Source organism: Actinoplanes sp. NPDC048796, from assembly GCF_040650035.1.
In the GTDB taxonomy this organism is placed as follows: Bacteria; Actinomycetota; Actinomycetes; order Mycobacteriales; family Micromonosporaceae; genus Actinoplanes.
Genome location: NZ_JBEZGO010000027.1, coordinates 33,093 through 48,004, shown reverse-complemented (window position 1 = coordinate 48,004; position 14,912 = coordinate 33,093). Strand labels below are relative to the sequence as shown.

Genomic DNA, 14,912 nt, shown 5'->3' with positions numbered 1-14,912 from the left:
TTCTTCCCTAGACAAGAAGAGATGATCGATCAAGGGCTGTCCTCATGATCAGCCGGGGTCGATGCCGCACAGCTGCACGTTAAAACTCAAGCTAGCGCCAGCACCGATGACCGGCGGGCCCGTTCCGGCCAGGCTCGACGGCATGGAGAACGTCGTACAACTCGAGAACGTCGACCGCCGGTTTCCGCGGGGGATCGTCGCTCTGCGGAACGTGTCATTGGCCGTACGGGCCGGGGAGTTCGTCGCCGTGATGGGGGCGACCGGGTCGGGCAAGAGCACGCTGCTGCACTGCGCGGCCGGGCTCGACCGGCCCAGCTCCGGGTCGGTTCGGCTGGCCGGGCGGGAGGTCAGCCGGATGCGGGAGGGGCCGCTCGCCCGATGGCGGCGGGATCGGGTCGGGTTCGTGTTCCAGTCGTACAACCTGCTGTCCGAGTTGACCGTGGCGCAGAACCTGCGGCTTCCCGGGCGGCTGGGCGGGCCCCGGCGGCGCGGGGTGGACGAGGTGCTGGCGGCGGTCGGGCTGGCCGGGACCGGGAAGCGGCCGGTCGGTGAGCTCTCCGGCGGGCAGCGGCAGCGGGTGGCGATCGCCCGGGCGCTGATCACCGGGCCGTCGGTGATCTTCGCGGACGAGCCCACGGGGGCGCTCGATCCGGCCACCGGCGGCCAGATCCTCGGTCTGCTGCGCGGGGCGGTCGACCGGGACGGGGTGACGGTGGTGATGGTGACCCACGATCCGGGCGCCGCCGCCTGGAGTGACCGCCTCGTGCTGCTGCGGGAGGGCGCCGTCACCACCGACACGGCCACCCCGGACGCGGCCGCCATCGCCGACCGGCTGCGGGCGGTGGCCGCGTGATCCGGCAGGCGCTGCGGCGCAATCCGTGGTCGTTCCTCGGCCCGTTCTCCACCCAGCTGCTGGCGGCCGCGCTGGTCGCGGCGGGGCTCGGCATCGGCGAATCGGTGGGTGAAGGGGATCTGGCCGACGTGGCGGTCCTCTTCGTCATGATCGCCATCTATCTGTCGATCATCATCGTCGGCGTGACGATGAACGCGACCATCGCCCAGCAGGCCCGGGACATCGCTCTGGTACGGGCGATCGGCGCCACCCCGGGCCGGGTGCGCCGGGCCGTGGCCTTGCAGGCCGCCATCGTCGCCGTGCCCGCGACTCTGCTCGGCGTTCCGCTCGGCGCCTTCGGCGGTCGGCTGTGGATCGACGGCGTCGTCGGGCACGGGCTCGCCCCGGCCGACCTGACCTTCCACTCTCATCCCGGCGCGCTCCCGATCGCGCTGGCCGTCACCGTCGGCACCTCGCTGGCCGGCGCGCTGATCGCCGCGATCCGCCCGTCCCGGATGCGGCCGGCGGCGGCGCTGGCCGAGTCGGGTGCGCCGCGACGGCGGATCGGCCTCACCCGTACGGCCGCCGGTCTTGTCCTGGTCGCCGGCGGGGTGGTGCTGTCCGTCGCGATCGCCGATCTGGACGCGGAGACCACCGGCGACCTGGGTCTGTTCGTCATGCTCGCGCTCTGCGTCGGCGCCGGACTGCTCGGCCCGGCCCTGCTCAAGCTCACCGCGCTGGTGGCCCGGGCGTTCGGCGACACCGGGCGGATGGCGGGAGACACGATTGACGTACGGGCGAAAGCGCTCTCCGGCGCACTGGTGCCCCTGACCCTGGCCATCGCGTTCACAGCGGTCAAAGTGATCATCTTGAAGACCACCGAGCACGCGACGGGTACGCCGGCACCGGCCGCCGAGACCTGGCTGGAATACACCGGAACCGCCGTCTACGTGGCCTTCGCCGCCGTGGCCGCCGTCAACACGCTGGTGACCGTCGTGCTGGCCCGCCGGCGCGATCTGGCCGTCACCCAGCTGGCCGGCGCGACGAGGGGGCGCGCGCTCGCCGTCGTGATCTGCGAGGCTCTGCTCGTGACCGGAACCGCCCTGGTGGTCGGCGCGGCCGTGGCCGCCACGACGACGTTGCCGATGCTGCACACCGCTCTCGGCACCTGGACCCCGCACGTGCCCGCCACCTGGTTGCTGACCGGCGTCCTGGCCACGGCCGCCCTGGTCTTGGCCGGCACCGCCCTGCCCGCCGCCCTGGCCATGCGCCGCCCGCCGATCGAGGTGGTCTCCTGACCACGGCCCGCTGGAGCCGGGCCGGCGCCACCGCCGGGACCGCGGTGACGGCGTGGGCCACCGGCCGCGCCTGGCGGGAGCTGGCCTACCTGGTGTCCGGCGTCGTCCTCGGCCTGCCGCCGTTCGCGCTGGCCCTGGTCGGCGTCGTCGCCGCGGCCGCGTCGGTGCTGACCGTCGGCCTGCCCCTGCTGGTCGGGGTGCTGGCGCTGGCCCGGCTCCTCCCCCGCTACTTCCGGGGCCCGGCCCACCGGATGCTCGGCTGGGAGTGGGGCGACCCGCCGCCGTTGGCCGGGCGAACCCTGTGGGGCCGGATCCGCGCGTTGCCCAGCGACCCGACGGCCTGGCGTGCCCTGGCCTACTGCCTGGCCCACTGGCCGATCACGGTCGCCGGCGCCTACCCGGCCCTGGTCTGCGTGGTGCTCGGCCCGATCGGCATCACCTATCCCCTGTGGTGGCCGGCCGTCCCCGACGGCTGGCTGTTCGACAGCGACTCCTGGGCCGGCACCTGGCAGGTGGCGGGGCAGGGCCTGGCGCTGCTGCTCGCCACGCCATGGTGGCTCCGCCTGATGGTGCTGACAGACCGGTTTCTCGTCCGGGGTCTGCTGCACCCCAGCCGGGCCCAGCAACGCATCGCCGCCCTGGAAGCCGGCCGCGCGGCCCTGCGGTCGGACGCCGCCGCGCTCCTGCGGCGGGTGGAACGCGACCTGCACGACGGCACCCAGGCCCGGCTGGTCGCGCTGGGCCTGACCCTGTCCCGCATCGAGGCCCGCAGCTCGGAAGACCCGGTGCGCGCGCTGGCCTCCGACGCCCGCGACACGGTCACCGAGGCTTTGGCGGAGCTTCGCGACATCGTACGGGGAATGCACCCGCCCGCCCTCGACGACGGCCTGGAGGTCGCCCTGACCACCCTGGCCGCCCGCAGCGCCGTCCCCACCCAGGTGAGCGTCTCCCTACCCGGCCGCCCACCGGACGCGACGGCGTCGGCGCTCTACTTCGCCGCGGCCGAGCTGATGACCAACATCGCCCGCCACGCCGGCGCGACGAGGGCCCACATCGAGCTGCGCGCCGGCGACCGCCGCCTGCGCCTGACGGTGACCGACAACGGCCACGGCGGCGCGGCCGCCACCACCGGGACGGGCACCGGACTCGCCGGCCTGGCGCGGCGGGCGGCGGCCCTCGACGGCGAGCTGACCGTGGACTCCCCCACCGGCGGCCCGACCACTGTGACCATGACCGTCCCCGAGGAGGGCTGACATGCGCGTGATGATCGCCGAGGACAACCCGCTGCTCCGCGACGGCATCGCCCTGTTGCTCGGCGAGAACGACATCGAGGTGACGGCCGCCGTCCCGGACGCGGAGGCGCTGCTGCGGGCCGTCGCCGCCGACCCGCCGGACGCCGCGGTCGTCGACGTGCGCATGCCGCCCACGCACACGGACGAAGGCTTGCGGGCGGCGTTGACGATCAGATCCGCGTACCCCGCAATCGGGGTCCTGGTCTTCTCGCAGTGGGTCGAGACCGGTTATGCGCGCCGCCTGCTCTCGGACAACACCGGCCACGTCGGCTACCTGCTGAAGGACCGCATCGTCAGCACCAGCGAGTTCATCGGCGCCCTGCGCCGCGTGGCCGGCGGCGGCACCGCCCTCGACCCCGAGGTGGTGCGCCAGCTCCTGGCCACCCCCGCCGTCGACGCCGGCCTGGCCCGCCTCAGCGACCGCGAACGCGAGATCCTGGCCCTGCTGGCCGAGGGGCGCTCCAACGTGGCCATAGCCGAACACCTGCATCTGGTGGAGCGCAGCGTGGAGAAGCACGTGACGGCCATCTTCACCAAGCTCGACCTCCCCCAGGCCCGCACCGACCACCGCCGAGTCCTGGCCGTCCTGCGCTACCTACGCTCCTGACCGATCCGCCAAGCCGCGTCAGGTCCACGGTGCGCACTCGGGTTCTGCCCGTCCCGGCCGGCCGTCGCTACTCATCCGGCGTCCCGGTCGTGGGCCGAGAGCTAGACGCCGTGCTTGCGGAAAGCGGCCGGCGCGAGGGCGGCCAGCAGAGCGTCCCCATGATCGTCGCCGGTGGGCGACGGCTCTTCGCGGAAGAGTGGCGGGCACTTTTCGGCCGGCTCCCACCGATACTCCTCGCGAAACTCCCAGACGTGCTTCCATCTGACTTTCTCGTCCTACTGGCGACGCAGGTGTTCGGAGAGATCAGTCATCGCCATCGGCCGATGTTCCACGGATCCTGATCCCACGAGTCGGCGCACCGGCCGCGATTGCGATCGGCCCGCCGATCGGCTGGCTCTCGGGGACGTTCGCATGACGGCGGTGCTGCGGTGTCCGCGCTTCGTCGGGGCGGGGGCGGTGCCAGCTAGCGGCGCAGGGCCTCGAGCGGTTCGATGCGGGCGGCGCGCAGCGCTGGGTAGGCGCCGGCGAGGAGGCCGGTCACCGTGCCGATCAGTGGGGCGGCCAGGGTGGTGGCCGGGTCGAGGACCGCCGTCCACTGGTTGGCCAGGGCGACGACCACCGTGACGCACACGCCGATCGTGCAGCCGACCAGGCCGCCCAGGGTGCCGAGCAGGGCCGACTCGGTCAGGAACTGCCACGCGATGTGGCGGGGGCGGGCGCCCAGCGAGCGCCTGATGCCGATCTCGTTGGTTCTCTCCATGACGGCGACCAGTGTGGTGTTCGTGATGCCGGCCGCGCCGATGATCAGGGTCAGGCCGGCGAGCAGCAGGAACAGGGTGTCGAGGTTGCCGGCGACCTGGTCCTGGATCTGGCGTGGGTCCGGCGGGGGTGTGGCGGCCAGCAACTCGGGCCGGTCGGGGCGCAGGGCGCGCGGCGCCTGGGCGGCGATCAGCGGGGCGGCGCCGAGGCGGGTCTCGATCAGCATGCCCGGTGGGGTGTCGACGCTCGGCGGTCCGTACTCGGCGCGGGCCGTGCCGGCCGGGAGCAGCACCTTGAGCAGGGCGTCCGGGTTGCGCTGGACGGCGTCGAGGATTCCCACGACGGTGTATCCGACGCCGTCGACGAAGACGGCCGGCGCGGACGCGACGTTGGCTATGCCGAGCTGGGCCGCGGCCGCGGAGCCCAGCACCGCGACCCGAAGCTTGCGCTGGTCGTGGAAGCGGTCGAAGAGCACGCCGCTTCTCAGGGCCGGGTGCAGCGCCCGCAGGTAGCCCGGTGACACCGCGTCGGTGGCGATGGGATGGGACGGCGCGATCGGCGACGCCGACACCTGGGGCTGCTTCTTGCTGAAGACGGGCCAGGTCACCCCGGCGTGCACCACGCCGTTGAGGCGTTCGATCCGGGCGTCGGCGTCGGCCGGGAAGTCGTCGACCGTACGCCGCACCTCACGGTCGTGCGGGGTTCCGACGTCCTGCACGACGACCTGGGTGGCGGCCAGCTCGGTGAAGTCGCGGGAGATCTGGCCGGAGGCGGTGGAGGTCAGGCCGAGGGTCAGCGTGAAGGCGCCGACGCCGAGGATCGTGCCGATCATGGTGAGCAGGGTGCGGCCGGGCCGCTGGCCGACGCCGGCCAGCGCCTCGCCGGCCAGGTCGCGGGCGCGCAGGCGGGACGGCTTGATCGGGCTAGGCATCGGTGAGCCGCCCGTCGCGGATGCCCACGACCCGTTCGGCGCGGGCGGCGACCGCGGCGTCGTGGGTGATCATGACGATGGTGACCCCGTCGGCGTGTACCTGGTCGAGCAGGTCGAGCACCGTGGCCGAGGTGACCGAGTCGAGGTTGCCGGTCGGCTCGTCGCACAGCAGCAGACTGGGCCGGTTGACCAGCGCCCGGGCGATGGCGACCCGCTGGCACTCGCCGCCGGACATCGTGGCCGGGAAGGCGTCGAGTCGATGGGACAACCCGACCCGGCTCAGCGTCTGCCGGGCGGTCCGGGTGCGCTCCCGGGCCGCGACTCCACTGTAGAGCTGGGCCAGGGCCACGTTCTCCGTCGCCGTTCGGTGCGGGATGAGGTGGAAGGACTGGAAGACGAAGCCGATCCGGCGGCCCCGCAGCGCGGTGCGTTCCCTTTCACGCAGCGATTGCGTGTCGACGCCGTCGAGGCGGAGGGTGCCCTCGTTCGGCCGGTCGAGGAGACCGAGCAGGTTGAGCAGCGTCGACTTTCCGGAGCCGGACGGGCCGATCACGGCCAGGAACTCACCGGCCGCCACGGTGAGGTCGACCGGCAGCAGCGCGTGCACCGGCGGCGGGCCCGGGTAGGCGCGGCTCACGCGGGTCAGTTCCAGGACGTTCACCCGATCACCACCTCGTCACCGGCGCGGAGCCGGGCGCCGGCGGCCGGGCGCACCTCGACGAGGCCGTTGGCGTCGAGCCCGGCGGCGACGGGTACGCGGGTGCGCCCGCCGGAGGCGTCCAGGACGGTGACCGCGGTGCCGCCGTCCTGACCGGCCGACACCGCGGCCACCGGCACGACGAGCACCGGGCCGCCGGTCGACGCGGCGTCGACGGAGATGCGGACGTCCTGACCGAGCCAGCCCTCGGGCAGCGCCGGCTTCGGGGTGACCGTCAGCGGATGGCCGGCCGGGCGGGCGGCGGCCGGGTCCTGCCCGGGACCGGCCGTGCCACCCGCCTCGTAGGCGCCGATCGCGGTCACCGAACCGGTGCCGCGCTGGTTGAGCTGCTCGGCGTCGAGCCGCACCGCCATGCCGGGCTTCACCAAGGACTTCTCGGTCGGCGGGAGGATGCCCCGGACGGCGAGCTTCCCGGTGTTGAGCGTGACGAGCGGCGCGGTCACCGGGGCGCCGACGCCCCCGCGCAGCCGCTCCAGCCGCGCCGGGAAGCGCGGCACGAAGACGAACTCGTTGAGCGGCATCATGGCGCCGGTGGTGGCGACCAGCCGGGCCTGGTCCTGTTTCGCGGCCGCGAAATCCTCCCTCGCGTAGGTCAGGGTTTCCTTCGCCCGGTCGCGTTCCTGCTTCGCCCGGGCGACCGCGCCCGGGTCGGCCGGGGTGGCGGCCCGGGCCGCCGTCAGGCCGCTCTCGGCCTGAGCGGCCGCCTCCTCCGCGCTCGACACCGCCCGCCGCGCCTGGGTGACGGCGCGCTCCGCGGTCCGCGGCGTGGTCTCCGCGCCGCCTGTGGTCGGCACGTTGTAGCCCAGCTTCTGGTAGAGCCTGGTGACAGCCCGTTTGGTGCCCGGCCCGAACTCGCCCCGCGGGTCCCGGTCGGCGTATCCGAGGCTCCGCAACGCCTTCTGCAGCTGGGCGACGTCCCCGCCGCGGTCACCGGGGCGCAGGTCGCGGTAGGCGGGCACCGCGCCGGGCAGCGCGATGAGCGGCCGGCCCGACACCTCGACGAGGACCTTGCCGGCGGCCACGGCGGCGCCCTGCCGGGCCGGGGTACGCGTGACCACCAGAGCGCTGGCGCCCTGCGCCGCGGTCGGGGTGACGGTCAGGGAGGACTCGGCGGCGACCGTGCCGCGCAGCACCACACTCTTGCGAAGCACCTGCTCGGTCACGGCGGCGGTCAGCGCGCTCGGCGCCGGCGGGCCGTGCTCGGCGGCGAGCTGGGCCGGTGACTTCACCCGTGTCGAGGCGATCAGGCCGGCGGTGGCGAACAGGGCCGTGGTGACGACCACCGCGATCAGGAAGCGGTGCCGCCGAAAACCAGGGCCGCGGACAGACATGGACGGGCCGACCTGCGTGGTCATCGTTTCCCCCGTGGATTCGGATCTCACATTGGCCTGTTTCTATCATCGTCCCGCTTGCCGCGCCTTCGCAATCCCGTTCGCATTTCGATCATCGACGGGATGATCGAAAGGTGAACCGGGCTGCCCGTTGCAGGTTTCTGCCATTCCGGGGAGCGGCCTTGCCGGAATGTAAATGAGACGCCTAGCATCCAGAACCAAGTCGTAATCGACGGGGTTCCGGCCGGAGCCATGCACCTCAGGGAACGCATGCAAGGTCAGAAGGTTCGATTGCACACACGGGGAGGAAAAATGCGCAGAATCATTGCTGCGCTCGTGGGCACCGCGGTGGTCACCGCGGGAGCCGTCGGCTTGTCGACACCGGCGCTCGCCACCGACGCGCACGCCGACTGCTACGGCGCGTACAACGGCAACGGCGACGCCTGCTTCTTCTATCGGGACGGCCTCAAGGGCTCGTACGTCGGCATCTCCGACAACTCGGTGAACGACGTGATGAACCCCTGGGTGGTCTTCATGACGTCGACGCCCAGCAGTGACGGCAAGGGCAAGGGCATCGGCAACGCCGCCGGGTCCGAGCTCAACGGCGACTTCAGCTACTCGCTGCGGATCTGGGAGCACGCGGGCTGGTGGGGCCGTTACGACACCCTGCCGCCGAACACCTGGATCGGCCACAACCAGGGCGTGACCATCAACAACGAGCGGTCGTTCTCGCTCGTCTAGCCGCTTGACCGGAGTCGCCGGCGCCCGGCGCCGGGCGCCGGCGGCTTCACGCCTCACGGGGGAGTCACTGTGTTGTTGAGAGCCGCACGCTTCGTCGCGGCGGGAATCGTCCTGACCATCTGCGCCTCGGCCTGCGGTTCCCATGCCGCGCCACCGGCCGGCGACCGCAGCCGGTTCACTGTGGACAGCCCGCCGCCCGCCACCTTCACCCCGTCCACCGACGGCCCGGCCGGGCTCACGTTCCCGGTCGACGCCTACCGCGCGACCGCGTCGCAGAGCCTGGCCATCGAGAACGCGACGCAGATTCTGATAGCGCGGTGCGCGAAGCAGTTCGCGGTGACCGTCCCGGTCCAGCTACGGGCGATCGAGCCGGTGCTGAGCTACCGCCACCTGTACGGCGTGACCGATTCGGCCGAGGCCCAGCGCTGGGGCTACCAGGTGCCGCCGGGGCAGGCGCCGGCCGCCCCCGCGGCCGCCGAAGCGGAACCGATCTCCCGCGACGACATGACAGTGGTCTCGGGCTGGCCGCAGGGCCGGATCGGCGACCCCGCTCACCCGCCGGCCGACCTCGTCCGCAACGGCCGGAAGGTGCCGGTCGGCGGCTGCCGCGGCGAGGCGACGCGCACGCTCGGGCTGCGCGCCAACGAGAATCCGCAGGAGTCGCCCACGGTGCGCGGCATCGCCGACAGCGCCAGCCATCAGGCACAGGCCGACTCCCGGGTGACGGGGGCCTACCAAGCCTGGTCCCAATGCATGAAAGATCGGGGATTCAATTATCAGAGTCCCTGGGAGCCGATCGACAAGGTGTGGCCGAAGCCGACCGCCGGAGAGGAGACGAACACGGCGGTCGCCGACGTGGCCTGCAAAAAGAAGGTCGATCTGATCAGCATCTGGCATGGCGTCGAGGTGGCCTACGAAAAGGTCCTCATTCAGCGGAACCTGACGACGCTGACCGAAGAGAAGAAACGATTCGACGTGATCGCCGAAAAGGCGGCGAAGGTGCTCGCCGAGGGGGCGTAAAAAATGGGCCGGCCGTGATCACGGCCGGCCCATTCAGGAATTACCGTCAGTCCGTTCCGGTCACCGTGAACGGCAGCTTCACCGTGGCCGCCGACTCGGCGCCGGTCAGAGTGACGCCGGTGGCGCCGGGCTTGGCCGCGCCGGGGACGCTGACGGTCTCGCCCGAGACGATGCCGTCGGCGTTGGCCCGCAGGGTCGTGGTGGTGAGGCCGTCACCGAAGGTGCCGGTGACCGTCTCGTTCGGGGCGAAGCCCGAACCGTCGACCGTGATCGCCGTGCCGCGCGGGCCCGACGTGACCGACAGGGACGCCTCCGGGGCCGTGGCCGGCGGAGCGGACTCGGCGGCGGCCTTGAGGGTGGTCGCCGTCGCCGCCGACGCCGTGCCGGTCACCGTCACGGTGAAGGTGGCCGTCCGGCTCGACTGCGCGTCCCACGCGGTCACGTGCACCGTGTAGGTGCCGGCCTGGGCGTACGTGTGCGCACCGCTGATCGCCCCGCCGGTGACCGTGGCGCCGGCCGGCGCCGTGCCGTCGCCCCACTGGACGCGGGCGTTCGTGCCGGTCGTCGTGCCCAGCTGGGCCGTCAGCGACTGGCCGGCGGTGGCCGTCTGGTCGGCCGGTGCCGTCAGCTCGAGCGCCGGCGGCGGCGTGCCGTCGTCGGCCACCGCGAACACGTGGATCCGTCCCGCCGAGCCGGGGTCACCGGACTGCGTCGGGAGGGTCACCGAGACGAGCGTCTTGCCGGCCGGGATCTGGTAGGGCGCGGTGGCGAACAGGAACGGCTGCGCGTTGTCCCGGCTCGTGCCCAGCAGGCGGTACGCCGACTTGGCCACGATCACATTCCCGTACGACGGAGTGCCGTTGGGGTTGCCCCCGAGCGTCCAGTCGCTCATCTGGATCGGAAGGGATGCCGTGGTGCCGTCGGAGAACCTGGCGACGCCGGTCGTGCTCTGGTTGCCCTGGGTGCCGGCCCCGATGAACGAGATGCTCTTGGCGTCGGCGGGCAGGTTGAGCGTGATCGTCCGGCCGTTGCCGGTCGCGTTGTCCGGCTGCCCGGCCGGGATGGCCGGCGGGGTGAAGTGCAGCGCGGTTCCGGGCACCGTGGCCTGCTTGCCCGGCGTGACACCGGCCGCGGCGAGCGCCGTGGCCGAGTACGCCCAGTTCTTGGCGTCGCAGTTGGCCGCCCGCACCCCGTCCTCGCCGATGCAGACGTTGTCGAACGCCCGGACGAGCCCGCCCGCCGGCGCGTACGCCACGTCCACCCCGACCGTGGCCGAGCCCTGGCTGACGCCGTCGGTCACGGTGACCGAGGCCTGGTAGTAACCGGGCTCGGCGTACGTGTGGGAACCGCTGACGCTGTAGACCGCCCGCGAGCTGAGCGCCGTCGTGCCGGCGGTGACCGGCGTGCCGTCACCCCAGTCGATCGTCGCCTTGTATCCGCTCGCCGTGCCGCCCGTGACCGTGGCCAGCGGCACCGACACCGCCGCGCCCGAGGTGGCCGGCACCGCGGACACGCCGTCCACGGTGACCGCTCCGCCGCCGAGCTCGACGTCGCCGCCCGCAAGCAGCTCGATCTCCGCGAGTGAAACCGAAGCGGCGCTTGATTTACCGACGACCAAGCGGAACTGCGAGAAGCTGCCCGGCTTGGCGATGGCGAACGGCCGGGTCTGGTTACGCCACGCGAAGACCTCACCCTTGCGCGAGTCCACTGTGGTCCACGTGACCCCGTCCTTGGACCCCTGGAGTTTCCAGTCCGTGGGGTCGCCGGCCACCGCGCCCGAGGTGAGCGTGTAGTAGGTCGGCGTCTGCTTGCCACCCCGGTAGGCCCAGGTGACCGTCGGCGTGGCCGAGTCGAAGGTCAGCTGCGTGCTCGACGAGTCGTCGAACAGCTGCGCCGCGTTCGTGGTGCCGAGGCCGGGGCCGGTGGTGTCCTGCAACGGCTTCGGCTTCTCGGTGCCCTCGGTCAGCGACGGCGGGGCGTCCTTGGCCGCGGAGCCCCACGACGACGGGTTCGGTCCCATCGCGAACTCGATGGTGCTGCCCGTCCGGAAGATCGACGAGTCGACCGTGGTCGAGGTGTACTTGCGGCCGTCGACCTTCACGCTCTGCACGTACACGTTCTTGGTGCTGTTGTTGGTGGCCTTGACCGTGAGGTCGCCGCCCGGGCGGTGCACGGTCATCTGGGTGAACTGCGGCGAGCCGAACGCCCAGCCCGACGAGCCGACCTGCAACGGGTACAGGCCGAGCGAGCTGAGGATGTACCAGGACGACATCTCGCCGTTGTCCTCGTCGCCCAGGTAGCCCTGCCCGATCTCACTGCCGACGTAGAGGCGGCGCAGGATCTCGCGGACCAGGGACTGCGTCTTGGCCGGGGCGCCCACGTAGTCGTACATGTAGGGAATGTGGTGCGAGGGCTGGTTGCTCATGCCGAGCTGGCCCATCCGGACCGCGCGCGCCTCGAGGATCTCGTGGATGATGCCGCCGTAGCCGCCGGGGTGGTCGGCCTTCTCCGGCGTGGCGAAGAACTCGTCGAGCTTCTTCTCCAGGGCCTCCCGGCCGCCGTACAGATTCGCCAGTCCCTGACCGTCCTGCGGCGCGGTGAAAGCGAAGTTCCAGCCGTTGGTCTCGGTGTAGGCGCCGCCCCAGTCGAGCGGGTTGCTGTCGAGGAACGTGCCGGTGGCGGTGCGGCCCTGGAAGAACTTCGACTTCGGGTCGAACATGTTGACGTAGTTGCGGGCCCGGTTGAGGAAGTACGTCGACTCCTCGGCCAGCTGCGCCCGTCGCGCCTTCGGCGTGGCCGGGTCACGCGAGAGGTCGTACGCCATGTTGCCGATGCCGTAGTCGTTGATGAACCCTTCGAGGGCCCAGGACACCGACTCGCCGGTCGTGGTCGGCGTGTAGCCGAGGAACAGCGAGGTCTCGATGCCCTTGCGGCCGACCGCGCCGCGGCCCGAGGCCACTGTCGCGTCCTTCACGGCCGAGTCGTAGGCGGCGAGGGGGTCGGGGAGCTTCACATAATTGACGTACGCCTCGGCGAGCGCCACGTTCGCACTGGTGCCGGTCATCAGGTCGGCGTAGCCGGGCGACGACCACCGGGCGACCCAGCCCCCGTCGCGGTACTGCTGGACGAACCCGTCGGCGATCTTCCCGGCGATGTCCGGGTAGAGCAGCGTGTAGGCCGGCCAGACCGTGCGGTAGGTGTCCCAGAACCCGTTGTTGACGTAGATCTGGCCGTCGGCGACCTTGGCGCCGGTCGTGGTGGCGGTCGACGCGCCGGTCGCCGCCGACACCGGGCTCGCGTACTGCCAGCGCGGCGCGGCCGCGGTGCCGGTGTTCTCCGACTGCGAGTTCGGGTAGAGGTTCAGCCGGTACAGGTTCGAGTAGAGGCTGACCAGCTGCGTCTCGGTGGCGCCCTTGACCGAGATCCGGTCCAGCCGGTCCTGCCACGCGGCGGTGGCGGCGGCCCTGATCTCGTCGAAGCTCTTGCCGGTGGCCTCGAGGTCGAGGTTCTTGTGGGCCTGGTCGACCGAGAGGAACGACGTCGCGAAGCGCACGGTCACCCGCGGGTTCGCGGCCAGGTCGAAGGTGGCGGACGCGGCCGCCGTGCCGGTCGGCGCGCGGTCGAAGGCGCCGTACACGAACATCCGGCTCCGGCCGGCGGACAGACCGCTGCCGTTGTCCACCCAGCCGGTGAAGGTGCCGTCCGCGGCGTACGTGAAGGTCCCGTTGTGGAAGACGAGGGCACCGATGGTCTGCCCGGCCGGGAACGTGAAGTCCATGATCGCGGCGTGGTCGGTGGGCGCCATCCGCGCGGTCAGGCCGTTGCGCAGCTTGACGCTGTAGAAGTCGGGCCGGGCGATCTCGTCGTCGTGGCTGAACGGGACGGCCCGGGTGCTCGGCGTCCCGGTGGTGTTGCCACCCGCGAGCACCGGCATGATCGACATCTGGTTGCGGTCACCCATCCACGGGCTGGGCTCGTGCGAGATCGCGAGACCCTGCAACAGCGGGAGGTTGGCCGCGTTGTTGGCGCGCTGGTAGTCGTACTCCCAGGAATCGGACGTGGCGTTGGTGACCGGCGTGAGGAAGTTGAAGCCGTTCGGCACGGCCGACAGCGGCAGGTTGTTGCCGCGCGAGAAGCCGCCGGTCGCGTTGGTGCCGCGGCGCGTGTCGACGTAGTTGGTGAGGACCGAGCCGTCGATGGCCGCCGGCGTACCGGTGACGGTGACGTCGTCGATCCAGCCCTGGAACCGCGTCGCGGCGGTCGCGCCCGGATTGTCGTACGAGAGCAGGATCCGGTCGATCGTCTTGCCGTTGGCGACGGCGCCGAGGTCGGTCTGCACCGCGTTCCACTCGTCGGCGAACAGCGCCTTGGCCGCGCCCTGCCCGGCCGCGGTGAGCGCGTTGCCGTGCTGGTCGACCGGCGAGCGCTTGCTCAGGTAGCTGCCGTCGGTGAAGTGCAGGTCGAGGGCCGCGAAGGTCGACGGGTACTGCAGGTTCTCCCCGGTGAGCTCGGGGAAGATCTTGTAGCTCAGCCGCGACTTCGGGCCGACCGGGATGGTGACGTCGAAGAGCTTGTTGGTGGCGTACGAGCGCCCGTCCACCTCGGAACCGCCGGCGTACCGCAGCGACGCGACACCGGTGAACCCGGCCTTCGGCAGCATGTTGGCCCCGCGGACCGGCCCGTCGGCGACGACGCTGACCATCGGGGTGGACGGCGGCAGCACGTTCGAGCCGTCGCTGATGTCCCAGTCGGCCAGCTGCACCAGCGAGTCACCGGAGTTGGCGGTGACGTTCAGCCGGTAGTAGGCGTACGGCGTGGTGTTGGTGAAGGTGTACGTGTTCGTCGCGTACCGCCCGCCGAAGCTCTGGCCGGTCCGCTTGTCCAGATCCTTCCAGGCCGAGCCGTCGTTCGAGCCCTGCAGCGCGAAGTCCTTGGGGTCGCGCCCGGGCGCGTCGTTGGCCGAGGTCAGCGAGTACTTGACGACGGTGACCGGCGCCGCCAGCTGGTAGGCGGCCCAGCCGGTCGGGCTGAAGACCAGCCACTTGGTCGACGTGTCGCCGTCCTTGAGCTTCACCGCGGTCTCGTTCGGCGCGTTCTCGCCGCTGGCGGTCACCGCGGTGACCTGGCCGAGAAGGCTGCCGGGGAGCCCGGTGCGGATCGAGCCGGTCAGGTTGCCCTGTACCGGTTCGCCGGCCGCGTCGAGCTCGGCGGTGCTGGCCGCCGGCTGCTGGTCGCCGGTCTCGAACGACGAGCCGAAACTGCCGGGTTTCACGGCTGCGCTGGCCGCGGTGGGGATGCCGAACAGGCCTATCGGTAGCAGAAGCGCACCGGCGACGGCAACCCACCGCCGTGGCAGGACAGGGTTCATGCCTACTCCACTATG

10 protein-coding genes are annotated in these 14,912 nt (G+C 71.9%); 6 read left to right on the top strand and 4 right to left on the bottom strand.

Features of this window, described 5'->3' with window-relative positions; translation table 11 throughout:
• Window positions 1-142 precede the first annotated feature (142 nt).
• From AB0C26_RS45345 to AB0C26_RS45330, 4 genes are read left to right on the top strand one after another with little or no spacing between them, the layout of a single operon-like run.
• A complete protein-coding gene (locus AB0C26_RS45345) occupies window positions 143-853 on the top strand; it encodes an ABC transporter ATP-binding protein (protein WP_360261274.1) in 711 nt (236 codons plus the stop codon).
• Window positions 850-2,130 carry an ABC transporter permease gene (locus AB0C26_RS45340; protein WP_360261272.1) on the top strand — a complete coding sequence of 427 codons (1,281 nt, stop codon included), beginning with the start codon at window positions 850-852 and terminating at the stop codon, window positions 2,128-2,130. The genes AB0C26_RS45345 and AB0C26_RS45340 overlap by 4 nt, the downstream gene beginning before the upstream one ends.
• A gap of 44 nt (window positions 2,131-2,174) precedes the next feature.
• On the top strand, window positions 2,175-3,383 hold the full coding sequence (locus AB0C26_RS45335) for a sensor domain-containing protein (RefSeq protein ID WP_360261270.1): 1,209 nt from the start codon (window positions 2,175-2,177) through the stop codon (window positions 3,381-3,383).
• A gap of 1 nt (window position 3,384) precedes the next feature.
• Window positions 3,385-4,029: a response regulator transcription factor gene (locus tag AB0C26_RS45330; RefSeq protein WP_360261268.1), complete on the top strand. Its 645-nt coding sequence runs from the start codon at window positions 3,385-3,387 to the stop codon at window positions 4,027-4,029.
• Window positions 4,030-4,492: 463 nt separating this feature from the next.
• Here the strand turns inward: AB0C26_RS45330 and AB0C26_RS45325 are convergent, their stop codons facing one another.
• Genes AB0C26_RS45325 through AB0C26_RS45315 form a run of 3 tightly spaced genes read right to left on the bottom strand, consistent with a single transcriptional unit; the run spans window position 4,493 to window position 7,792 of the window.
• The gene (locus tag AB0C26_RS45325; protein WP_360261266.1) at window positions 4,493-5,719 is read right to left on the bottom strand and encodes an ABC transporter permease; all 1,227 of its coding nucleotides are present in this window, start codon (window positions 5,717-5,719) and stop codon (window positions 4,493-4,495) included.
• Window positions 5,712-6,380, bottom strand: a complete 669-nt coding sequence (locus AB0C26_RS45320; protein WP_360261264.1) for an ABC transporter ATP-binding protein — start codon at window positions 6,378-6,380, stop codon at window positions 5,712-5,714. Before AB0C26_RS45320 ends, AB0C26_RS45325 begins: the two co-directional genes overlap by 8 nt.
• Window positions 6,377-7,792 (bottom strand): peptidoglycan-binding domain-containing protein, encoded by a 1,416-nt coding sequence (locus tag AB0C26_RS45315; RefSeq protein ID WP_360261262.1) that lies wholly within the window; start codon window positions 7,790-7,792, stop codon window positions 6,377-6,379. The genes AB0C26_RS45320 and AB0C26_RS45315 overlap by 4 nt, the downstream gene beginning before the upstream one ends.
• Before the next feature lie 288 nt (window positions 7,793-8,080).
• Here AB0C26_RS45315 and AB0C26_RS45310 point away from each other — a divergent pair, with 288 nt between their 5' ends.
• The gene (locus AB0C26_RS45310; RefSeq protein WP_360261260.1) at window positions 8,081-8,509 is read left to right on the top strand and encodes a hypothetical protein; all 429 of its coding nucleotides are present in this window, start codon (window positions 8,081-8,083) and stop codon (window positions 8,507-8,509) included.
• A gap of 69 nt (window positions 8,510-8,578) precedes the next feature.
• Window positions 8,579-9,529 carry a hypothetical protein gene (locus AB0C26_RS45305; protein WP_360261258.1) on the top strand — a complete coding sequence of 317 codons (951 nt, stop codon included), beginning with the start codon at window positions 8,579-8,581 and terminating at the stop codon, window positions 9,527-9,529.
• A 46-nt stretch (window positions 9,530-9,575) separates the two neighbouring features.
• Here the strand turns inward: AB0C26_RS45305 and AB0C26_RS45300 are convergent, their stop codons facing one another.
• Window positions 9,576-14,897, bottom strand: a complete 5,322-nt coding sequence (locus AB0C26_RS45300) for a GH92 family glycosyl hydrolase (RefSeq protein WP_360261256.1) — start codon at window positions 14,895-14,897, stop codon at window positions 9,576-9,578.
• Between the last annotated feature and the right edge of the window lie 15 nt (window positions 14,898-14,912).